At 60.2% G+C, this 21,865-nt stretch carries 15 protein-coding genes and 8 pseudogenes; 11 read left to right on the forward strand and 12 right to left on the reverse strand.

The window, feature by feature from the left end; translation table 11 throughout:
• Nucleotides 1–40: 40 nt before the first annotated feature.
• Nucleotides 41–1,150, forward strand: a complete 1,110-nt coding sequence (locus tag ACVIGA_RS27030) for an IS110 family RNA-guided transposase (RefSeq protein ID WP_173643979.1) — start codon at nucleotides 41–43, stop codon at nucleotides 1,148–1,150.
• Nucleotides 1,151–1,460: 310 nt separating this feature from the next.
• On the opposite strand, the pseudogene ACVIGA_RS27035 reads toward ACVIGA_RS27030, so the two are convergent.
• A pseudogene (locus ACVIGA_RS27035) lies at nucleotides 1,461–2,030 on the reverse strand (IS66 family transposase); the annotation flags it as partial.
• 601 nt (nucleotides 2,031–2,631) lie between these two features.
• Between ACVIGA_RS27035 and ltrA the strand changes: the two are divergent.
• Entirely contained in the window at nucleotides 2,632–3,873 is a 1,242-nt protein-coding gene (ltrA, locus tag ACVIGA_RS27040) for a group II intron reverse transcriptase/maturase (RefSeq protein ID WP_456668637.1), read from the forward strand.
• 88 nt (nucleotides 3,874–3,961) lie between these two features.
• Here the strand turns inward: ltrA and ACVIGA_RS27045 are convergent.
• The 4 genes and pseudogenes from ACVIGA_RS27045 to ACVIGA_RS27060 all read right to left on the reverse strand — a co-directional run.
• Nucleotides 3,962–4,748, reverse strand: a pseudogene (locus ACVIGA_RS27045) (IS66 family transposase); the annotation flags it as partial.
• 64 nt (nucleotides 4,749–4,812) lie between these two features.
• Nucleotides 4,813–5,165, reverse strand: a pseudogene (gene tnpB, locus ACVIGA_RS27050) (IS66 family insertion sequence element accessory protein TnpB); the annotation flags it as partial.
• Nucleotides 5,162–5,374 (reverse strand): hypothetical protein, encoded by a 213-nt coding sequence (locus tag ACVIGA_RS27055; RefSeq protein WP_224581069.1) that lies wholly within the window; start codon nucleotides 5,372–5,374, stop codon nucleotides 5,162–5,164. The gene ACVIGA_RS27055 and the pseudogene tnpB, both read right to left, overlap by 4 nt.
• A gap of 89 nt (nucleotides 5,375–5,463) precedes the next feature.
• Nucleotides 5,464–5,619, reverse strand: a pseudogene (locus tag ACVIGA_RS27060) (transposase); the annotation flags it as partial.
• A 181-nt stretch (nucleotides 5,620–5,800) separates the two neighbouring features.
• On the opposite strand from ACVIGA_RS27060, the gene ACVIGA_RS27065 reads away from it, so the two are divergent.
• Both ACVIGA_RS27065 and ACVIGA_RS27070 read left to right on the forward strand, forming a co-directional pair.
• The gene (locus tag ACVIGA_RS27065) at nucleotides 5,801–6,286 is read left to right on the forward strand and encodes a DUF2188 domain-containing protein (protein ID WP_210285306.1); all 486 of its coding nucleotides are present in this window, start codon (nucleotides 5,801–5,803) and stop codon (nucleotides 6,284–6,286) included.
• Nucleotides 6,208–6,504 (forward strand): FAD-dependent monooxygenase, encoded by a 297-nt coding sequence (locus tag ACVIGA_RS27070; protein WP_305879366.1) that lies wholly within the window; start codon nucleotides 6,208–6,210, stop codon nucleotides 6,502–6,504. Before ACVIGA_RS27065 ends, ACVIGA_RS27070 begins: the two co-directional genes overlap by 79 nt.
• Nucleotides 6,505–7,082: 578 nt before the next feature.
• Here ACVIGA_RS27070 and ACVIGA_RS27075 read toward each other — a convergent pair.
• Nucleotides 7,083–7,280 (reverse strand): hypothetical protein, encoded by a 198-nt coding sequence (locus ACVIGA_RS27075; RefSeq protein WP_173643871.1) that lies wholly within the window; start codon nucleotides 7,278–7,280, stop codon nucleotides 7,083–7,085.
• Between the two features lie 899 nt (nucleotides 7,281–8,179).
• Here ACVIGA_RS27075 and ACVIGA_RS27080 point away from each other — a divergent pair.
• Both ACVIGA_RS27080 and ACVIGA_RS27085 read left to right on the forward strand, forming a co-directional pair.
• Nucleotides 8,180–8,374, forward strand: coding sequence for a hypothetical protein (locus ACVIGA_RS27080; RefSeq protein WP_456668638.1), 195 nt, complete (start codon nucleotides 8,180–8,182; stop codon nucleotides 8,372–8,374).
• 806 nt (nucleotides 8,375–9,180) lie between these two features.
• Nucleotides 9,181–9,522, forward strand: a complete 342-nt coding sequence (locus ACVIGA_RS27085; protein WP_173643872.1) for a hypothetical protein — start codon at nucleotides 9,181–9,183, stop codon at nucleotides 9,520–9,522.
• 190 nt (nucleotides 9,523–9,712) lie between these two features.
• Here the strand turns inward: ACVIGA_RS27085 and ACVIGA_RS27090 are convergent, their stop codons facing one another.
• Both ACVIGA_RS27090 and ACVIGA_RS27095 read right to left on the reverse strand, forming a co-directional pair.
• Nucleotides 9,713–10,237 (reverse strand): hypothetical protein, encoded by a 525-nt coding sequence (locus ACVIGA_RS27090; RefSeq protein ID WP_456668639.1) that lies wholly within the window; start codon nucleotides 10,235–10,237, stop codon nucleotides 9,713–9,715.
• An 11-nt stretch (nucleotides 10,238–10,248) separates the two neighbouring features.
• Nucleotides 10,249–10,464, reverse strand: coding sequence for a transposase (locus ACVIGA_RS27095; RefSeq protein ID WP_173643874.1), 216 nt, complete (start codon nucleotides 10,462–10,464; stop codon nucleotides 10,249–10,251).
• Between the two features lie 1,078 nt (nucleotides 10,465–11,542).
• Here ACVIGA_RS27095 and ACVIGA_RS27100 point away from each other — a divergent pair.
• From ACVIGA_RS27100 to ACVIGA_RS27115, 4 genes and pseudogenes are all read left to right on the forward strand, one after another.
• On the forward strand, nucleotides 11,543–12,160 hold the full coding sequence (locus ACVIGA_RS27100; RefSeq protein WP_210285307.1) for a di-heme-cytochrome C peroxidase: 618 nt from the start codon (nucleotides 11,543–11,545) through the stop codon (nucleotides 12,158–12,160).
• Between the two features lie 545 nt (nucleotides 12,161–12,705).
• Nucleotides 12,706–12,822: a c-type cytochrome gene (locus ACVIGA_RS27105; protein WP_456670899.1), complete on the forward strand. Its 117-nt coding sequence runs from the start codon at nucleotides 12,706–12,708 to the stop codon at nucleotides 12,820–12,822.
• Between the two features lie 675 nt (nucleotides 12,823–13,497).
• Nucleotides 13,498–13,731 carry a globin domain-containing protein gene (locus ACVIGA_RS27110; RefSeq protein WP_231168613.1) on the forward strand — a complete coding sequence of 78 codons (234 nt, stop codon included), beginning with the start codon at nucleotides 13,498–13,500 and terminating at the stop codon, nucleotides 13,729–13,731.
• A 219-nt stretch (nucleotides 13,732–13,950) separates the two neighbouring features.
• Nucleotides 13,951–15,308, forward strand: a pseudogene (locus tag ACVIGA_RS27115) (IS701 family transposase).
• A gap of 341 nt (nucleotides 15,309–15,649) precedes the next feature.
• On the opposite strand, the gene ACVIGA_RS27120 reads toward ACVIGA_RS27115, so the two are convergent.
• Together ACVIGA_RS27120 and ACVIGA_RS27125 are read right to left on the reverse strand one after the other, a co-directional pair.
• Complete coding sequence (locus tag ACVIGA_RS27120; RefSeq protein ID WP_173643875.1) at nucleotides 15,650–15,931, reverse strand: hypothetical protein; 282 nt, start codon at nucleotides 15,929–15,931, stop codon at nucleotides 15,650–15,652.
• A gap of 453 nt (nucleotides 15,932–16,384) precedes the next feature.
• Nucleotides 16,385–17,480, reverse strand: a pseudogene (locus tag ACVIGA_RS27125) (IS3 family transposase).
• Between the two features lie 312 nt (nucleotides 17,481–17,792).
• On the opposite strand from ACVIGA_RS27125, the pseudogene ACVIGA_RS27130 reads away from it, so the two are divergent.
• Nucleotides 17,793–19,075 (forward strand): annotated as a pseudogene (locus tag ACVIGA_RS27130) (IS256 family transposase).
• A 207-nt stretch (nucleotides 19,076–19,282) separates the two neighbouring features.
• Here ACVIGA_RS27130 and ACVIGA_RS27135 read toward each other — a convergent pair.
• Both ACVIGA_RS27135 and ACVIGA_RS27140 read right to left on the reverse strand, forming a co-directional pair.
• Nucleotides 19,283–19,552 (reverse strand): annotated as a pseudogene (locus ACVIGA_RS27135) (M20 family peptidase); the annotation flags it as partial.
• Nucleotides 19,553–21,477: 1,925 nt separating this feature from the next.
• Complete coding sequence (locus ACVIGA_RS27140; protein ID WP_173640776.1) at nucleotides 21,478–21,663, reverse strand: hypothetical protein; 186 nt, start codon at nucleotides 21,661–21,663, stop codon at nucleotides 21,478–21,480.
• Nucleotides 21,664–21,865: the final 202 nt, after the last annotated feature.

Here is a 21,865-nt window from a genome sequence, read left to right on the forward strand (position 1 = left end):
CGGGCGAACCGAGCCGATCCTCATCACAGGAGGACGAGCCGTGGCAGATTATAGGGAAGCATTCGTCGGAATCGATGTGGCCAAGCTGAGAAATGCCGTCGCGATTGCGGATGCAGGCCGGGAGGGGGAGGTTCGGTTCTTCGGCGAGGTTGATGCTTCGGCCACCAACATGCGCCGCGTCTTAGGGCGGATCGCCAACCGGTTTGACCGCGTCCACTTCTGTTACGAAGCCGGCCCGACTGGCTATGGTCTTTATCGCCTGATCCGGTCGCTCGGCCACCAATGCACGGTGGTGGCGCCGTCGCTGATCCCAAGGAAGCCGGGTGATCGTGTGAAGACGAACCGCCGGGACGCCGTTTCTCTCGCGCGGCTGCTACGCGCCGGCGAGCTGACGGCGGTATGGGTTCCCGATGAAGGTCACGAAGCGATGCGCGACCTCGTTCGCGCTCGATCGGCAGCGGTTGAGACGCTGCGCATCCACCGGCAGCAGGTGAGCGCCTTCATGCTCAAGCATGGCCGCACCTATCCCCGCAAAAAGGGCTGGACGATGCGCTATTTGCGTTGGCTCCAGGAACAACAGTTCGACCACCCCGCACATCAGATCGCGCTACAAGAAATGGTCGAAGCAGTTCGCGTCGCCAGGGACCGGGTCGACCGGCTCGAGCGCACGATCGAAGAGTTCGTCTCGACCTGGTCTCTGGAGCCGCTCGTGCGGGCGCTTCAAACATTGCGCGGCGTCGATCTGGTCGTCGCAGTGACATTCGCAACCGAGGTCGGTGACGTGAGCCGTTTTGAGGGCCCACGTCAACTTATGGGTTACCTCGGTCTGGTGCCAAGCGAGCGATCGACGGGAGAGGCTGTCAGACGTGGCGGCATCACCAAGGCCGGCAACGGCCGTGTTCGCCACATGTTGGTCGAAAGCGCCTGGACATATCGACACCCGCCGAAGATCGGCAAGACAAAACTATACCGGCTCGAACAGACGTCGCCAGCAGTGCGAGAGATTGCTTGGAAGGCGCAGAGCCGCTTGACGGCCCGGTACCGGAAGCTGGCGGCGCGCGGCAAACGAACGACGGTGGTCTGCACCGCTATCGCCCGTGAACTGGTGGGGTTCATGTGGGCGGTTGCCAGGCAAGTGCAGACAGCCTGATCGAGCGCCCTTATCATCGTGCATGGGCGGAGGCGGGACCACGGCAGAGGGAATGCCCGTCAGACGCTTTGTGGCCGGCAAGAGCGCCGACGCCCGCAGTAAGATAGGAGCAGACCTCGGACGCACAATCGGGAATGCGGTAGCCAACCCGCGCATCAGAGCTTGATCACCGACGTCCTTCGGTTCCGCCTCCACCTATGCACGACCATCTCTATGAATAGCCGATCGACGACGATCGGGGCGGTGCTCTGCGTTCTAATCCTTGACAGCGGACATCAGAGCGTCGTTCTCGGGCCACAGCGTTGAGGTCTTGACGGCAATAGGCCCACGGAAGCAGCTGATCGATGTCGCTGTTTGGATGGCCGTTGACGATCCTGGTGAGGGCGCCGGGCAGGTAAGCGAGTGGATCGACGTCGTTCAGCTTACAGGTTTCGACCAGTGATGCGATGATGGCCCAGTGCTCGGCACCGCCGTCAGAGCCTGCAAACAGCACATTGTTCCGGTTCAGCGTGATCGGACGGATCGATCGTTCGACAGTGTTGTTGTCGAGCTCGATATGACCGTCGTCGATGAAGCGCGTCAGGCCCTCCCAGCGTGAGAGCGCATAGCGAATGGCGTCGGCCAACTTGCCCTTTTGGCTGATCAACGCGAGCTTTGCACGGAGCCATCGCTCGAAGGCTGCCGCCAGCGCCCGGATTGTCTGCTGCCGAACGAGACGGCGCTCCTCGGCGCCGCGACCACGGATGTCCCTTTCGATGCGTAGAACTCGCCGATAGAAGTTACGTCGCATGTGCGCCCAGCTTGCGTCAGGATAAGTCCTGGAAAGGAGGAAGAATGTGACCTGAAACCTTTCAACGTGACCCAGAGGGTTCGACGCCCTCGCGGCAAAGGCGGAGCCCGCCAGCCGGAAGCGAGTCTTGCATGGGTGACGGCAACGTCATTCGTGAAGCGTAGACAGCGGGTACTGAAGCCCTGTGGCAGCCTCGAAATCATGGTCGTGCTGAAGCCTTCGCCGTGTTGGATCCGGGGGCAGCACTGGGAAAGCCGCTATGGTCAGGCTTACCGGTTCGGCCGGGGTCTCAGAGCAGGGCAAAGGTACGGGATGGGCCACCAGGAAACCTGAGAGGTCCCGTTTGTGTCCACATGAATCGGCCGGACAGGAGCACCGGCCTGAACAATGCTCCGGGCCCGATGACCGACTTGGCGAACATCGGGAGCGCAGACGCGAACACGGAACACCAAGGCATGTGGAATCCCGAGGCGAAGACATAAGCTGACGGACATGCGCGGCGGGAAGTCGTAGCGGCTTCGTAGTACCGAGGAAGGCGGGGAACTGGGCTCACCGGGACCCGCTGGAGGGAAGGGAGCCGTCACGCGTTAAGACCCATTGACGAGAAACACGGGAGGGAACCCTGAGTCCCGCAAACCTGTCCACGAAACGACAATGGATAGCCGATCTGGCGAGGCAACATCCCGAGCGGGTGCTGACCGCGCTGCATCACCTGATCGACCGTGAATGGATGCTCGAGGCTTATCGTCTGACGCGCAAGGATGGCGCGCCCGGCGTCGACGGCATGATGGCGACGGACTATGAGGCGAACTTGGAGGTCAATCTTTATGATCTCCTGGCGCGCATCAAATCCGGCCGTTACATCGCGCCGCCGGTGCGACGGCACTACATCCCCAAGGCGGATGGCACGGAACGGCCGCTGGGCATCCCGACACTGGAAGACAAGGTGGCGCAGCGGGCGATTCTCCTGCTGCTGGAGCCGATCTACGAGACGGACTTCTTGCCGTGCTCGTACGGGTTCCGATCGGGACGATCGGCCCATGACGCCCTGCAAGCTCTACGTACCGGGTTCATGGAACAGGGGCTGCGCTGGGTGGTGGACGTCGATATCTCGAAATACTTCGACACCATCGACCACGCACACTTGCGCCGATTCCTCGACCAGCGAGTCACGGACGGTGCCGTCCGGAGGATGATTGATAAATGGCTGAAGGCGGGGGTGCTCGAAAAGGGCATCCTGCGCCGCACGACTGTTGGAACGCCCCAAGGCGGCGTGATCTCGCCACTGCTTGCAAACATCTACCTGCATTATGTGCTGGACGAATGGTTCGAGCAGGTGGCGCGACCGCGGCTCAAGGGGCGGTGCAAACTGGTTCGATACGCTGATGATGCGGTGGCTGCCTTTGAGGACCACCTGTCCGGCAAGCGATTGCTGAACGTGTTGGCCAAGCGGCTTGATCGGTATGGGCTTCAACTCCATCCGACCAAGACTCGCTTCGTAGACTTCCGGTTCAAACGCCCAGGCGGGCGTCATCCTGCGACGGCGGGGACCACGTTCAACTTCCTTGGCTTCACCCACGTGTGGGGTCTGTCGAGGCAAGGCAAGAATGTCGTCCGTCAGATAACGGCAAAAGACCGTTACGCACGCGCGCTGGCTTCTGTGATGGAATGGTGTCGGCAAAACCTGCACTGTTCGTTCAGGGAGCAGCACGCCCATCTGTCACGGGTAATCCGGGGGCACTGCGCCTACTACGGCATCTCCGGAAACGGCCGACGCATCAGATGGTACCACCACCAAGTCACGCGGATATGGAGGAAGTGGCTCGCACGGCGTGGCCGCCACAGCAATCTGCCGTGGACGCGCTTCCGGGCCATGCTCGCGCGATACCCACTGCCAACAGCCAAGATCGTCCACCAATATGCCGTCTCGTGAGCGAAGCTTGCGCGTGAAGAACCGGATGCGGGTAATCCGCTCGTCCGGGTCGGGGGGGGGCGGGGATGGCAACACCCCCGCCTACTCGGCAGAATGCAAGTTGGACATCGCCACGCTCGGCGAGCTTGCCATAGCCGGCATAGCCATCGACCTGCAGGATCCCTTCGAAGCCTGCGAGATAGGCGATTAGCCGATCGGCTTTGCGATCGGGGGCACAGCCATGGCAACGCCCGGCGGATCGGCACCGCCCCACGGCCGGTCGTCCGCTGCATAGGCCCAGAGCTGACCGGTCTTGGTGCGCCCGCGGCCGGTATCGAGCACCGGCATCGTCGTCTCGTCGGCGAACAGCTTTGGCCGTTGCCTGAGCTTGCCGAGCAGACGGTCATGCAGCGGACGCAGGTGACCCCGTCCTCGCAAGCCCGGCAGGCGTATTTGGGACGCCGGGTCACGAGGATCCGGAACTGCGCCGGGACCAGGTCCAGCCGCTCGCTTCTATCCTCGCCGATCCGGTGCAACTCGCTCTGGCAGCAGGGACAGGTCTTGTCCTCGATGTGGAGGACGACCTCGATCCGCGGCAGGCGCCTCGGCAAGGCACCGCGGTTGCCGCGGCGCTTGCGAGCCCGCGCCTCACGGCCTTCAGGCGCGCTCACGTCCTGTGCCGTCTCGTTGTATGCGGCGACCTGCTCGACGTCTTCCAGGCCCAGCAGCATCTGATCTTCAGGCAGCGTCTCTGCCCGCCGGCCAAACCGATGTCGCTGCAATTCCTTGATGATCTGACGCAGCCGTTCGCTCTCGCATCGCTCGGCAAGCAGAATCGCTTTCAGCGTCTCGGGATCGTCAGGCAGGGCGTCGCTCACACCCAATTCAGAGCATATTCGCCGCCGTCTGACGACGCGTTCGACGCTCCTGATTCACTCCGCCGCAGCGCTGCCAACAATATCCGGCTTGCGTTGGCGCCGGCGTCTCTCGCGCCTCATGCACAAGCCGCCAGCCGAGCCCCTCCAGCAGCGCCGACAATTGCGCCGCCGACAGGCGCATCACGCCGTCCTCGATCGTCGGCCAGCGGAAGATCCCATCCTCGAGCCTCTTGGCGAACAGGCACAGACCCGTTCCGCCCAGAACACCAGCTTGATACGATCCGCCCGCTTGGCCCGAAACACATAGACAGCTCCCGAGAATTGGTCTGCCCGCATGCTCTCGCGCACCAGGATCGCGAGCCCTTCCATCCCCTTGCGGAAGTCCACCGGTTTGGTCGCCACCATCACCCGGACCGCACCCGACGGGCCGATCACCGGCTCGCCTTCAGTGCCTGGACAATCGACGCAATCATCGTCGTATCCGCACCACGACCGGCCCGGATTGTGATGCCGTCGACTTCGATCTCGATGATCCCGGCATCGCAACGGCGAGCCCGGGTATCCGCCTTGGCCTTGCAGCGCACCGCTTTGCGCTCCCGATCAACAGCGGGCGCCGGCACCGCGGCATCCACCACCGCCGGCACAAACTTACTTCTTCTATTTCGGAATGACAGCCTGCTCCTTCTCGCAACTGACGTCGCCAGCCAAACAACTGCTGCGGTGACAATCCATGCCGTCGGGCCACCGAACAGACCGAGCCGCCGCTCGCCACGATCTCCGCAACGATCCGCACCTTGTCCTCATCGCTCCACTTCCGCCGGCGGCCGGCTCCGGTGAAGACCTCAAGCCGCCGCACCGGCTCCGTGATAGCACTATGCTCTGTGTCCATTCTAAGCCTAACGGTTCAAACAAACCGCAGACTCGCAGATCGCCCCGTGGTCCGGAAGGTGGCCGCTGAACGGCGCTTACCCAGATTTGCAGAGTACGACCCGTCTATCGATCACGGGGGCGATGCCGGAGCCAAGCTTTATGGAAAGCGTTCAGTACTTCGTCACGCGCCATGAAGGCCAGTGGAGGGTTGCGCTCATTGTGAGCACTCCGGCGCTTACGCCACTGAGGAAGAGGCGATCCGCGCCGCGGTCGACGCAGCCCACAAGGAGGGAAAGGCAGGACGCGACGCTCAGGTTCTAGTTCAGGGCCATGACCACAGGTTCAGAAACGAGTGGACATATGGCACCAAGACCTATACCCACCGTCCGGCTAATCGGGCTGGAGCCCCAGATACGCACCCACGCTCGATGCCGATCGAAAACGCCGATGGGTCATCGATGATATCGCGGAACGTCAAGGCGGTCACTACGAATTTCATTTCTCCGCAGGACTCATCGAAGCGCGGTGGCGTGTGTTTCCAATTCAGCGAATCTCGGAACGTCAGCTCAGGAGCACGAGCACTGTTCGCGCGACAAGGTTTTTTCGTGTGTCTCCAGCCGACCGGAGACCCACGAAACTGCTCGCCCCCTTTACGGCGCCCGAACTGGTCGCGGCTGCCAAGGTGATCGGCGAAGACAAGCACATAAGCTACCGCCCATTTCATTTACATAGCTATCGCCCATTTGATGTCTTGATGATGCCAGCCCCCTGGCACCGTGGCCGTGTCGTGCTATTGGGCGACGCGGCCCATTCGTTGACGCCGCAAATGACATCCGGCGGCGGTATGGCAATCGAGGATGCACTGGTTCTTGCCCAGGAACTGGATCGCAACGACGACTTGTAGACTTCGCTCGTGACCTATTGCCGTCGGCGCGAGCAAAGGGTCAGTCGCGTATACGACATCGCATGCGCCATTTGCCGGGAAGAGCGCAAATCGGAGCTGGCCGGGACCATTCGATGGGCCTTCTTCGTGAAGGCTACGCGTTTCTGGCTACGCCCGTCTGATCGGAAGCAGGCGAAGTCAGCTGGGAAGGGACGGACGTCGATTCCGCGGTGGCAGGGCCACGTCCGTGGACCGAACGCAAACTCCGTACTCACTTCGGCCCACAACAAGTATGTCACGAGAAGGGGAAATGTATGACAAGACAGGCGGGGTCGCTGCAGGGATGGATTTTGACATCTGCCCCATGGATGACGATTTTTGGAGTGGTTCTTTATCGCCAGTCCTGCCGTTTATGATGAAAGATCTTGCGGAGAACACGGAAGCGCTAGTATTGGTTCCGACGGTGCTTGCCGGGTCGGCGGTGATCATCGCGATCCTGTCGCCATTCGTAGGCGTTTTGGTCAAGCGCGTTGCACGCAAGAGTACTTTGATAGCGACGCGATCGCGGAATCGGCGCCGGTCTGGCTTAACGACATCTATCACATCATCGCGAGCCGGATGATCGTCGGCGCTGCCGAGGCAGTAGTGACGGCGGTCGCAACTCCGTAGCAATAAGCGAATGGCCAGATTTGATAGAGAACTTCCTGCACTGTCTTGTCCGCCAGCGATAGCTGCAACTCAATACCTTTGGTCCCGAGCACGGCAACAGACTTTATCTGTTCGTTTGTCACGGCCATTGATTATGCTCAGCATCTCGCTGATGATGATGTGATCGCGAAGCACCCCGGTTTCATCCTCAAAATAAGCTCTCACATCTTGGCGAGGCCGATAACGGGCGGACACGCTTTAACTCTCGATCAGCCTGCGCAGGATGGCTTCCGCGCGCATCCCGACGGCCGTGTGGTGCTGCGCCGCCTTGATGGACTTGAACCGCCCCGGATCATTCTGAGCGATGTCAGGATCAGCTAGGAGACGCTGGAAACGCGCCTTGCGTCACGCCTGTATGGGACGAAGGCGCGGGAGGATTGCCGGCCGCTCTTCAACACTGACCCGCTTCTCGCTCGGCACTTCCAGTCGCCTCCTCTTGGGGCTATGAGCCTAGCGCAACTCCCGGCTCGTGTGGAGGAGGTTCCCGGGACGATACGGATTAATCAAGACCGGCCGAATTCGACAACGAGGGATGGCTCGATTAGTATTCCGGACCAATCTCGCCTGCGCCTTTGTTGAGCCTCCGACATGAAACGACCGTTGATCGCCGCCGCGCTCCTCCTCCTGACCGATTCGTCTGTGAATGCCCAAAGCGCACTAACTGACGCGGAACGTGGAGCTATCCACAAAGCGCGCGAATTTTGTATCGAAGCTCTTGGCCGTGACCGCCGTCGAATATTTTTCGGAAACAGCGACACCGCCGACGCGTTTCACGCACAGGTTAATGAGTGCGCAATGCGCATCATGCCTCGTTACCTGCCTCCCGCGAGCCGTTGAGGCTAGTCTGGGTATGTTTCTTGTTTGCGTGCAGCCGCGCTCGGTTGACGGCATGCACGCCCGATGGCTCCGAATTTGCAGGATCATCGGTCCGAGCCGATTTCACATGACGAGGGCTGCTCCCGAGGGCAGCAAGGTGGATGGTTGGATAGTGACTGTCGCCATCTTCAAGAAAGACAGCGACGACGACGAAGACTTCGGGCATGTAACTTACGCGGTTGCGGTCACCGATCCGGCGGAAGCCGTGAAGCTGCCCCTGAAAGACTGCGGCGCAAAGGCCGCAATGCTAACTGGCCGATCGAAAAGGAGCAGTTGCAAAGGCTCGGCGTGGAGCCCGGCGAGCTGATAGCTATACACGATGACGAGGTTGATCCAATCATCCCGCGCCCCAGACGTGACTAAAAGCGCCGCACGTCTGATCTCGTTCAGTCGCGTCCGGTTCATGACATGTACGTCCGGAAGCTGCCACCACAGTGCAGGTAGTCAGTCTGCACGAGGTGTGAAAGCAAGCCGTTTTGCGTTTCTGCAGCGTGACCGTCTGGCACGCGAGTTGCTGAGCCCTGTTGGCTTGGTTGCTTATTGATGACCCTCGTGAGACGGCCAAGTCTCCACCAGCAACTCGTGCGGGCGGCTCCTTCCGCCGTCCGCACGCTTTTCATTGATCGCCCTAGCGCCGCGTTTCGTGTCGATCATGACCCGTGAAGAGGCTGTGCAGCTTTTCGCCTCCCTGACTGTCTGGCACGCGAGTTGCTGAGAGACGTTTGGATTTGGATTCTCATACTTTTGCACAACCCCCGTGAGATGGCCAAGTCCGCGCAGCCTTAACTAGCGCTAGCGGCTCCTCCAGCCGCTCGCGCGTCTTTCCGTAGCATCGGCCTAGCGGCGCGGCGTGGAGATCATGCTATGACCCGTGAAGAGGCGTTGAAGAACGTCATTGAGGCACTCACACAGTGGTCCCAAGGGACGGTCGCAACAGCTGTCGTGCTTGCCGCGATCCCGAAGCTCGAACTGACTACCGCCCAGACGGCCTCGAAAACGGAAAGTCACTTCCTACGCCAGCGCTCACGATCGCTGGAGGCTGGTGCAATGGACAGACCACATTTATACTGGCCTTCGAGGCTGCTATTGGTATGCCGATGAGGGGAGGCGCACATGAGCATCAACCCAGCTTCTCGAAGCTATAGCATTCTCATCGCAGACGCGGCCGTATCTGTCGTTAATACGGCTTGCACAGCATGGCGGCTGCACGTCCGGACCGACAGAGAAGGCACAAGTGATCGGACCATAAGCGAAAGCGAAGAGATCGACCAAAACGAAAAGCCGGCGCAGTGGCCGGCCCCGCAAATCTTCAATAGCTTGATATGCTCAACGGAAGTACATCATAATCACTTCGATATCCGAAGTGATGCGGGGCTGACGGTCAGTCAAGTGAGCGTCCACAATGCGGCGCGCAACCAAGTGCGTAACGATATCTCCGAGATCGCGGGCGGCTGAGAGAATGGTCCATACCTCAGCTAGTAGCGCTTGGCGTTCTGGCGGGACGGACATGCCCCTGTCCTCCTCAAGCCGGAACGACACGTACGGGAGCATCGGATATCGTCGCCTCGTATTCACCAAAGAACGGCCATCAATGGACGCTCCTATTTGCTTTTCGATGTATTGAACGAGGCCGGCACGAACCGCCTCAATGAACTCGGTCGCCGTCCGTCGAATGATCTCTTTGCTCTCCATCTCCCCCTGAGGTACGCCGAGATGCTTTGAAACGCCGCGCCCAGCGTGCCGCCGAGCGAGGAGACGATGGCGAGCGCGACCCCGGCGCGGAGGATCGAGTACTCGCTCGAGGTGACCCCGCGGGCAGGATCACGGCTTCCAGGTTCGGTATCCGCAGCGGAAGACGTTGCGCAAGACGATGGCGATCAAACGCGATCACTTCGCAGTCGTCGTCCGTCACTGGGTTGTCGTGCATGTGGTCGATAGCAGCGAGGTCGATGGCTTCACTGCTGCGGGCCGTCTCGGCGACGACCAACTCGATTTGCTCGCGCTTCAGCGCAGTGAGCCGCTGCGCCTCCGCAATCAACGTGCCAGCCGCTCGGTCATTTGCGGCCCTCCACGATACGCTCAATGAACTTGACGAAAGCGACCTGAACAGCCGGCTCCAGGTACACGACGTGATCGCCTTCAGGACGCGGTGCACGAAGCTGGATTTCATCTCGATCTCGATTACCCCGGAGAGCTTGGTTGTCGCCACACCGTGAGCAGCCCGCGGGCAACGCCATTGCGCCGCGCCACCTCGGAGATGTTCGCCCCCTCCTCGAAGCTCTCCGCTGCGATCCGGGCCTTCTCTTCGCCCGTCCATCGCCGCCGCTGTCCGGTGATCACCTCGACCCGACGATAGGAATCACCTTCCTGCCTGGCATCAAGCATGGTATTTGCCATCGTTGCACCTCCGCCGATCAGCTCATGCCAGGCTGTATCGCAGGCGAGCCTCACGATGGCGAGGTGGGGGCTTCATGCCGGTTACGTTGATCCAACCCGATCGGTCGGGGGGGCGAGGCCTTGGGCGACGTAACACGACCTGCGACGAAAATTCGTTGCGATCGAAGGTGCAGATGCGCTTGCGCCGCCCGCCCCTACGTCCCTATGTCCCCGCACGTACGATCTGGGGAACGGCGGCGCAAGAGGACTGGCCCTTGGGCGATGAGGCTGATGCTGATCAATTGTCGACGCCCTACACACAAAGATCCGGTACGATGATCGATCGTATCGTACCGCGCTTGTTGCGGAATCAGCAACAAGAGGTCTGCCCAACAACTCTTTGTGCTTTTCAGACGAGAGCTTGGCCAACGATTTCACGGTCCGAGACTTTGATACCCCGATGCGGTGAGACGCATGTTGCCCGGCAGCGCACGCCAATACCTAGCCAGGCCTCCAAAGCGATCGTCAGTCTCTGGAGACAAATCGGCGTGGGTCTGGTTCGCTACGGCAGGTTCTGCGATTAGTAAGGCTACCGATACACCGCTAGCCGGTGCCTTCTCCCAAGACTTGGTAGGTTGAACTTAGTTGGACAGCGCCCTCTAATGACCAATGATCAGGCGACCTGCAAGCCGAAAGGCGAGCCCAAGTTTGCCGGAGACGGCGTGGGGTTTCGGCGAACGTCTCTTCGGGCGATTTTGACAATGGAAGCGGTAGGCCACACGATGCTCCGTACTCTCATTCTAATTGCCTTAGCGTTTCGTCACGACAAGATCGAGCGCTCAGGGTACCGACGCCAACCCTATCTATGTTGACCAAGGTATGGATTGGACCGCGGCAGCGAGAGCGGATTTCTATTCGTGCGATCAGGGTTCGCGTTTGATTTCGTTATCTTGGATGCAGGCCCTGAAGCAAACGAACGGACAGCCGTTCCTCGCGGATGGCTTGTCACGGTACGGGTATCTACGGAATCCTGCAAACACGGCCAACCTTCCCGTCGGCTTTCACGCTTCTGGCCCTCCAAGACTTCCAGGTCGTCGGAATGACCTGCTCGGCATGTCACTCGCGCCAGATCGAAGTTGACGGCAAGGTGTATCGGGTGGATGGCGGTCCGGGGTTTGGAGACTTCTACGCACTGCTTGGCGATCTGGACAAGGCAGTCGGCGACGTGATCGCCAGCGACAGCTCGTTCGCTCCGTTTTCTGCAGCTGTTCTGCGGTCCGCAACGCCGGATGCGGCCGATGTTCCGGATCTTCGTCGACAGGTAGATGGGTGGTACTTGCGGTTTCACACGCTCATGGTGCGTGCGCTGCCCAAGAACGGCTGGGGAGTTGGCCGTCTGGATGCTGTAGGTATGATTTTCAAGCGCATATCCGGACTGGACATCGGCCCGCCACCCGACTTCATGATCCCGGAAAACATGAAAACCGCGGACGCTCCCGTGAGATACCCATTCCTTTGGAATTCGCCGCGACAGGACAAAAGACAATGGCCTGGATTCGCCAAAGATGGAAGTGACATCTTGGGGCTAGCTCGGAACGTTGGCGAGGTTCTGGGGGTATTCACTACGTTCGAGCCGATGCGTCAGGGCGCGATCATCAATTTCCTCGACAATAACTCCGCCAATTTCGACGGCCTGAGCGAGCTTGAAACTTGGTGAAGTGAATCGGCACTCCGAAATGGCCCTGGAAGATTGACGCTGCTTTAGCCCCCCGAGGCAATGGTGAAAGGGATTCCGCTGAAGGGGGATGTCGCGAATGCCCCGGGATTGAAGACGGAGAGCAACGCATTCCATTCATCAAAACATGGAGGACTACGGTCCAGAACGTTGGTAACGATACACGAGAATACGACGTCCTCGCCTGGAGAGCGAAGACGGGCGTGCTGAAGGGAGCGTACATCCCTTCGCGACCGTCCCACTCAAGGAGAACGATGAGGTCCTTAACATTCTTGCGACCTCGATCATTGGTTCGATCGCAGAGCACCTGTTGGCCGGCGGCGCACCTTCCACTAACGCACGGGTGGCAGCGGCGCCAGACCTGGGATCGTCGGACACACCGGAGTCTCTGGGGCTCGTGCGACTACCACCAACGCTGCAGGATTTGCTAACGGCTTTCGATACTGCCAGCACCTCCGAAGCAATCAAAAAGGCCAAGCGGCAGGGAGCAGCCGTGGGGCGCCTACGAGGCTCGTGTTCTGCAGGGTATTTGGGCCGCCGCACCTTATCTTCATAACGGCTCGGTCCCTACCCTGGCGGAATTGCTCAAGCCATCAGGGGATACGCAAACCGCAGTTCAGCGTTGGACGGAAATACGACATTGAAGACGTTGGTCTTGCTGCGACCCAGGAAGCCGCTGAGCGAAACTCTGTCTGTCACGGATTGTAGTAATATCAATTCTGGAAATAGCCGATGCGGACACGAGTACGGGACCAGTTTAAGCGACCGAGACAAAAAGGCGTTGCTTGAATACCTCAAGACACTGTGACCCGCTCCGGTTTCCAGCATGCTGTCGGTCACAGTATGCTCGCTTATCGGCACGAGCCTTGAAACGGAGATTTGATCCAGCACAACTGCTCAAGGAAGCGCAAGTGATGGCTTACAAATTATCGCGTTTCAACCGTTAGCGTCGCTTGTGCATACGAAACGAGGTTCCACATGACACCAATCTCAATACCACATCACAAAGAATGCCTTCGCTGTGGTTCTGGGTTAGTCACCAGCGAATGGCATGAACGCGTCAGTGCGAACGAAGTTCAGGTTCTTTGGCGCTGCTGGAGCTGCAAACACCAATTTATCTCCGTCGTCAACTCTCACGAAAGGGAGCCGTCAGTCGCTGAGATCACAAAACCATTCTTTACGAGCCTGCTCGTCTGACCAATGACGCCCGAGCTGGTCGACCTTATCAGGATATCGTTTGACGCGATGTGGCGGTCCGTCGCGACCTCGCTGACCTGTGTTACAACAGGTTCGTTGAACTAGCTCCTGATGCAAGAGATATGTTCGGCGGCGATATCGAGCAGCAGCGGATAAAGGCGCTGGATATGATCACCGCGCTGCCCGCCTCGCTCGACGAAAGACCGATGTTCCAATCGCTGATCACGCTTTCAGGTCACAAGCACGCCAGACTTTGCGTTCAGCCATCGCACTTCGTCGCAATGGGCGAGGCGTTGATGTGGAGCTTTGATTGCAAATTCGGCCCTTCTTTCACCCCCGAGCTGAGGGAATCGTGACGGATGCTTTACGCCACCGCCCAGAACGAGATGCTGCGCGCGGCCGGCCGGCAGAGTTCGTTTTGACAACGGCGGGCGAGAAGCCTAATTCGCGACCCGTTGATCAGGTCTCTTGTGCTTTCGAGGCGCCTGACGACCTAGTCTTACTGAGTCAGAAAGTCGCGGACGTTTTTGACGACGAATCGGCTACCCGAGGGACTCACGCGAGGGGGAGCTGGAATGGGTAGCCGAAGCGGTAACCAGGGTGAATCGCGATTTACGGCCTATGTCGAGGGTTTGGCGAGCGTGATCGGGCACGCGGATCGGACGAGACCGCTGAGGGACTACTGTGTTGGCCTGATGCTGCCCGGGGATCGCAAAAGCGTCGAGCCGATGGCGGCGATAACAGCCCCGGAGCGAACGGCGGCCCAGCATCAATCATTATTGCATTTCGTCGGCGCGGGCGGATGGTCGGACGAGAAGGTCTTGAGCAAGGTGCGAGAGATGGTCCAGCCCAAGATCGAGCGACACGGTCCGATCGAGGCCTGGATCATCGATGATACTGGCTTTCCCAAGAAAGGGCGGCATTCGGTTGGCGTGGCACGGCAATACTGCGGTCAGCTTGGTAAGCAGGACAATTGCCAAGTGGCGGTCTCGCTATCGATTGCCAATCATCATGCGAGTTTGCCGATCGCCTACCGTTTGTACCTGCCGGAAAGTTGGGCCGAGGATGAGGATCGCCGAGAGAAGGCGGGCGTACCAAAGGATGTCACCTTCAAGACCAAGCCTGAGATCGCGCTGGAGCAGATCCGGTCGGCGTGTGCAGCGGGCATTGCACGCGGTGTTGTGCTGATGGATGCGGGATATGGGGCCGATACCGCGCTGCGCGGGGAAGTGACGGCACTGGGGTTGCGCTATGTTGCCGGTATCTTGCCGCACACCTCTGTCTGGCCACCAGGCACGAGACCGCTGCCACCAAAGCGATGGTCTGGGAATGGGCGGCCGCCAAAGCTGATCCGGCGCGACGACAAAAATAAGCCCTGCTCAGTCAAGGCGCTCGCGCTGCCGAGAACGGCCTGGCGCAATGTCAGATGGCGCGAAGGCAGTGCTGATTGGCTGACCTCGCGCTTTGCACGCGTTCGGGTCCGTCCCGCTAATCGCGATTACTGGCTGAGCGAGCCCCGTGCGGAGGAATGGCTGTTGATCGAATGGCCTGCGGCGAGGCGGAGCCGACCAAATACTGGTTCTCGACACTGCCTGAAAACATCTCCTTCCGCGCCCTGGTCAACTTCGCCAAGCTCAGATGGCGCATCGAACGCGACTACCAAGAGCTCAAGCAGGAGGTCGGCCTGGGGCATTATGAAGGGCGTGGTTGGCGCGGCTTCCATCACCACGCCACGTTATGCATCGCCGCCTACGGCTTCCTGATCTCCGAAAGGGAGACGATTCCCCCCTCACGACCTCGTCGGCCCGCGTTCGTCAAAGAATTTGCGCTTCCCAAAAATCAAAAGCCGCGGGGCGCTACCGCTCAGAACCGAGCGTCATATTCCGAATTCGATCGCTACCATGCGGCGGCGCCTTACCAGCGCATTGGTTAGCCGGCTACGTAGATGTCCGTGCTGCGCAGTCCAAATCCAGGTCGATGCGCCGTCATGATTTGTGACGCAGTAAGACTAGCAGGCTGTTGAAGAACTCAGCCGCGTTCGCAAACGAAGGCTGAATCGTCGCCATTGTGCATGTAGAAGTGACCGACGAGCCTGCCCGCGGTGCCGATCATAGCCCATCGGGGACCGCAGGCGGGGTCATTCTTGTCGTGCCCTTCCCAAGAGAACTCCGCGCATGCCGAACTGTCTCGCGCGCCGTAGCGGACACAGCGCCCGATTGCCGGTAGACCGCGAACTATCGCTCCTTGCCAAGTCATCGTGTTCACTGATCAAACTTAATGGAGCTGGCGGGGCCAGATCAGCCAATCATGCGTGTCGTCCCATAGGGAATAAATCCCGCCTTTCACCATGCCGAGATCATCCAGTTGCTGTAGACTGAGTTCAGAATTCGCCAAGGCCACCCAGCCGAGACCGGCATCCAATGAGAATCGGGAGGCGCCGACATCCAGTGAAGCCTTGATGGCTTCGGTGGCGTTAGCCACCGCGACCGCATACGTTACGTGCCGAAGTTGGCCGCTTTCTATGTAGCCAATTGAAACCATCCAACCTGCTGCCATGTGTGCAATCCGATATGGCGACTGCCCCAGCTTACTCTGCGCCAAGCGCAAAGCGCACCTACTAATAGTGGGAGGTTGGAAGGGCCGGCTCCCTTAGGCTCGCAACCTCAAGAGGAGTGGCAGATTTGACGAGCGAGAAGCGGATCAGCGTTGAACGGCCGGCGATCCTGACGTGTCTCCGTCGGGTGCAGGCGTGGCGCAGGGCACGGCTCCAGCGATCCCACATCGCCAGAATGATCCCGCGCGACACAAGTCCATCAAAGCCGCGCAGCACTACTTAGCCTTCTCGGCGCGCGCCAAAATCATTCCGATGGGGCTGACGGAACGCTAGGCATATGGTTCCGTGGGCTGGACCCGCTTGCGTAGCGATCTCACGTCGCGCCGAGAACGGCTCAGTCGCGGTCAGTGTAGGGATGCACGTTGTGAGCTGCTGCCGGTTTGATGGACACCCGGTTAAGCTAATCCCACCTTGCGCTCGAACTCAACCGGGCTGAGATAGCCGATGGTCGAGTGCCTGCGGGTCGTGTTGTAAAATCGTTCGATGTAGTCGAACACATCGGCGCGTGCCTCATCTCTGGTTCGATAAATCTTGTTGGCCGTACGCTCGGTCTTGAGCGAGGAGAAGAAGCTCTCCAGCTCATGCTGCAAACGATGCCGTGGTCGGCCATCAGGCGCTGGAACTGCTCGCTGGTGTACTGGCTGCCCTGGTCGGAGTGATGCAACAGTGCATCCGGCTTGCCGCGCCGCCAGACGGCCATCAACAATGCGTCCGTCACGAGCTGTGCCGTCATGGCGGCACTCATCGACCAGCCCACCACGCGGCGTGAGAACAGGTCGATCACCGCTGCGACATAGAGCCAGCCTTCGGCCGTCCAGAGATAGGTGAAGTCGGCGATCCACTTCTGGTTCGGCCGCTCGGCGGCGAACTGCCGGTCAAGGAGGTTCGCCGGTACGGTCTCGAGCTGTCGATCGCCGCTGTCCTTCGGCAAGCGCCGACGTCGCGGCCGCGCCCGCAAGCCTTGCAGGCGCATCAGCCGCTCAATCCGGTGCAGGCCGCAATCCGCCCCGTCGGCGAGCAGGTCACGCCACACCCGGCGTGCGTCATAGGTGCGGTCGCTGGCGGCGAAGCTGGCCTTGACCTTGCCGCCGAGCTCCTCGTCGCTGCGGGATCTGGTGCTGGGAGAGCGATTCAGCCAGGCATGGAAGCCCGACCGCGACACTCCCAGCGCATCGCATAGCCATGCCACCGGCCAGATCGTCCGGTGCTTCGCGACGAAGGCGAACTTCATGTCGCTTCCTTCGCGAAGTAGGCTGCGGCCTTTTTTAGGATATCCCGCTCGGCCTTCAGCTTGGCGACCTCACGGCGCAGCCGCTCGATCTCCTGCTGCTCCGGCTTCATCTGCCCGTGGCCGGGAAAGGCTTGCGCCGGGTCGGAGCCCAACTCCTTCACCCATTTGCGGAGAACATTCTCATGAACATCCAGGTCACGGCCGGCTTGCGCCACCGACACCCCACGGTCCCGCACCAGCAACGTACTATGTCGCTCGATCCGACTACGCGCCTTGGATAATGTGGGTTTATCGTGCCAGCCAGTATGGTAGTCGAACTCGCGGGTGGACTGTTCAGCAGTTCGTCCGCGAATCTCTTCGCGTCAGCCTCACTTGGAAAGGTTCTGGTTTCTCGAATGGGGTATCGATTTGGCCCCTTCGACTGGTTGAAGGAAACATACCAAGTGTGTTGTAGCCATATCCTTTTCGTGCTCAGAGCTATCGCTGAAAGTTGGCGACGGCGGGAATCGGGAAGGCGGCATATCGTGGGGGTGCTTGACGCCTCCACTTCTCCACCGAAGGAGCGATATGCCGTGTCCAAAGATAACATCATCAAGTTGATTCAGCCAGGAAACGTCGACGATCAACTCACCGAAATCTTGCGCAATGGGGCGCGTGCTCTGTTGGCCCAGGCGGTCGAGGCCGAGGTCGCGGACTTTCTCGGCAAGCATGCCGATTTGAGGACTGCGGACGGCCACCAGCGCTCGTGCGCCACGGTCACCTGCCGGAACGCGAGGTGATGACCGGTATCGGTCCGGTCGGCGTCCGCCAGCCGCGTGTACGCGATCGCGAGGCGGAGGCTACCGATCCCGACCGCATCCGGTTCTCTCCGTCGATCCTGCCGCCCTACATGCGCCGCTCGAAATCGATCGAGACGCTGCTGCCGATCCTTTACCTGAAGGGTATCTCCACCGGCGACTTCTCCGAGGCTCTGGCGGCGCTGCTCGGCAAGGATGCTGCCGGGTTGTCGGCATCCGCCATCGGCCGTCTGAAGGACGGTTGGCTTGACGAACACACCGCGTGGCAGAGGCGCGATCTGTCGGCGAAGCGCTACGTCTACATCTGGGCCGATGGCATCCATCTCCAAGCACGCCTCGAAGACGAAAAGCAGTGCATCCTGGTGCTGATCGGCGCGACGCCGGAAGGCCGCAAGGAACTGGTCGGCTTCACCGATGGCGCCCGCGAGAGCGCGCAGGACTGGCGCGATCTGCTGCTCGACCTGAAGCGGCGCGGGCTCGGCGTGCCGCCGCGGCTCACCATCGCCGACGGCGCGCTCGGGTTCTGGAAGGCCGCCGGCGAGGTCTGGCCGAAAACGCACGAGCAGCGCTGCTGGGTACACAAGACCGCCAACGTGATCGCCAAGTTGCCGAAGAGCCAGCAGCCTAAAGCCAAACGCGCGTTGCAGGAGAGCTGGATGGCCGAAACCAAGGCCGCCGCCGAGCTGGCGTTCGACGCCTTCATCGAGAGCTATACGCCCAAATACGAGAAGGCGGCCGACTGCCTGAGCAAGGATCGGGACACGCTACTGGCGTTCTACGACTTCCCGGCCGAACACTGGAAACACCTGCGGACCACCAATCCCATTGAAAGCACCTTCGCTACCGTGCGCCACCGCACGATCCGATCGAAGGGCTGCCTGTCCAACAGAACGGCGCTCGCGATGGTCTTCAAACTGCTTGAGGCCGCGCAGAAAAGCCGGCGTCGTCTCGATGGCCGCAACCAGTTGCCAAAACTCGTTCTCGGTGTGACATTCAACGACGGGATCGAGCTCATCGCCAAACCGACTGACCGTCAGCCCATAACCGCCGCCGCCTGACCGGCCGCGCCGTCACCAAAATTTGGCGATAGCTCCCTAGGTAGTGGACTGCTCTCCTCGCCGGTCAAGATGACATTTCTAAACCCACCGGCTCCATTGTCCAACTTAACAATTGCGCTGCCGGTCTCAGAGCTCAGGGAGGTGACCGCTCTGAATAGTTCGTCTGGGGTCGTCGTGACGCGTCCGTTGGGCAACGGAAGGCCAACACACGTCGCCAATGCCGGGACCGAACGCGCTGTCGCCGTCGATCCGGAACGGCAGGCGCTCGATGAAGCCCATCGGGTGTACGGTATCGAGATGGCTCAGCGCCAGGACGCCCGGTGCCTCCTGGCCCCAGGACGAGCGTGCGATCAGATGATCCCCTCGGCCGTCGCGTCCCGCGACACGTTCCACATTTGCCGGCAAGTCGCCATAGCCTGCGGCGACGAGGTCGACGAGCTTGTTGACCTGATCCGGCCGCTCCGTTGGAGACTCGATCCCAACCCAACGTCAGATACCCTCGAGGATTGCCGTTGCTCGAAACGGATCGCTGGACGTCGCCTGACGCCTGTGAACTCGCCTCTCATCGCTCATACAAGATCAGGATAAGACCCACGCTAATTCTATCATGATCTCGCGCGAAGGTCTTAAGATGCGCAATTGTTGTGGGGCACCTGTGCCTTCTGAAGCCTGGTCTTGTGAAGCCGGTCTTGCCGCGGCAATGATGCTACGCGGCTATCGATAGTAACTGAGCTACCAGGGCTGGTAGGTGTCGGCGCAATTGTAGAAGCTCAGGAGCGCGCCCTGGTATGGGCCGTCCTCGCATTGCTGACCTGCCTTCTGTTGCGCAAAACCACGACATCAATCCAAGAACGTGCCGTGCCTGGCACGGATTGGCTTCGGCGGGAGCGCAGAATGCACCTGTGGAGCCGGCCGCCCGCCTTCCTCGTTCAAGTGCACGTATTCGATGCGCTGCTCGTGGTCTTATTCCGGGAGGATGTGCTTGCCGGTGATCGGAGAAGCCGTGAGTGCCGGCTCGCACGCGCGCGTGCCGTGATAGCGCAGCGCTCTACAACACCCTGAGAGACAATCTTGTCGATCCTTGCTCGTTCCACGAGGTAGATGCACGCGCTTTGGTGTCTGGCCGCACGCATTCCTGCGTATGGCCGCGCGCATCGAAGAGGTGGAGGCACCCTCCTGCTCGGCCAGGAGGGTTTGCCGGAGGCCTCGCTGTTCCCCGGCTGCTCGGTTCGGCACATCGGGCTTTGTGAAGGCACATGTCCCGAAAATGCGCGGGTTCGCTTTTTGTCTGTTGACAGCTCTTGTTTGCAGCAGCGTTCGGTCGACGGCCGTGTTGGTGATGTCGGGCGTGCCGGCTTCGTCAATTCGCAGCGATATGGCAAAGACCAAGCAGTGTAGGAGATGTCCGGCAATGCGTGACGGCAATTCACTTCCGAACGAGGGAGCCGGTGCGTCATGGAACGCATGATCCGCAATGCGCAGGTGACAAGGCATCGGCGGCATCCCCTAGTCGGCCGGCGGCAGCAACCGTGGTTGTCCGGTATTGCACTCTCAATGAACCCAGGCGCTGCATGACGGGCAGCTTTTACCGACGTATGAATCGATCCGAGAAATCCCGTGTGCAGCTTGCTTTCGATCTTGTCGAGAGCAGCTTTGGCGGTAGTTGCCATAGCTTCCATAGAATCCCGAACGAGCCTTTTCGCTACGCCCGCTGTTTCGCGGGTCTGCACGAAATGCCGCCCCTGTACGCCGGCAATCCTGTAGGAGTTGTATGTCCCTACCGACGTCACAAGCTTCATCTGCATGCGTTGCGCCGATCGGCCAAAAGAGAATCTGCGCCCTCAGCAGAATCGCCTGGTCCTCGGAAGGGACATCGCTGTCTTTTTGGCAGATCAAGAAGCTCCACCCTGCCGGCCGCCGCGCCCGGATACTTGCGTAGCGGCAAGCAGACAGCGCCTGACAGCAGTCCTCCTGCGGTAGCCGGAACAAGCGGCCATCCTGGGTCCACCGCAAGGCGCTCGATCACCAGCGCCGTGGTTCTGCCGAAAGTGGCAATCTCGGCATGGCTCACCGGCAGGCCGAACGCGGCAGTCAGCCTAAGGCAATCGCCGACGGTTTGGCCGACGGCCGTGCGCGAGAACGGGCCTGAAGCTGGACCATCTCGATGGATATAATGTGCTTGGCTTTCTCTGTAGACCAATGAGCAATTGCTTGATCTTGTCGAGCTCAATCCTATCCCCGCTAGGCAGAAAGGGGCGGCCATGCTGATGGATTCCGTCGGCGCGATCGGTGCATGGCGGGAACGTCGCCGACTGGCCGTGCGGACAGGATCATGCCGATTGCAGTATTGGCGGGCGCTGGCCAGGGCAAATTGTTTCTCCTTATGCAGGGCATTGGCGCGCTTAATGTCCCCGTGAGAGAACACGCTTTTTTGCATCGATAAGATGCTCATCGAGTATTGCGTGCAGCGCGCCCCGCAGCTCCGGGGGGATCGAGCTGTCCGTATCAATCAATTCCCTAAACTTGCGAATGATGTGTTCTATCGTTGCGATGGATCCGAGTGCTTCCGTTTTTTGTGCGAACGTCATCGATCATCTCCTTTGGCCGGCAGCGTTAGCACCACGTAGCGGGCTCTGAAACCTCGGCAACGGTGCGCCGCAACAGGCTCTCGCCGACGACGAAGGTCGGCTCTTGCCACCTATTCGATGCCAACTGCGTTGATGCATGGGCAAGCGGCGCAAGCTCGCAAGCCTCGCAGGAGCAGCGAGCATTCGCGCTTGTGAACGTTGG

The sequence above is a fragment of the Bradyrhizobium sp. USDA 3240 genome, assembly GCF_054063295.1.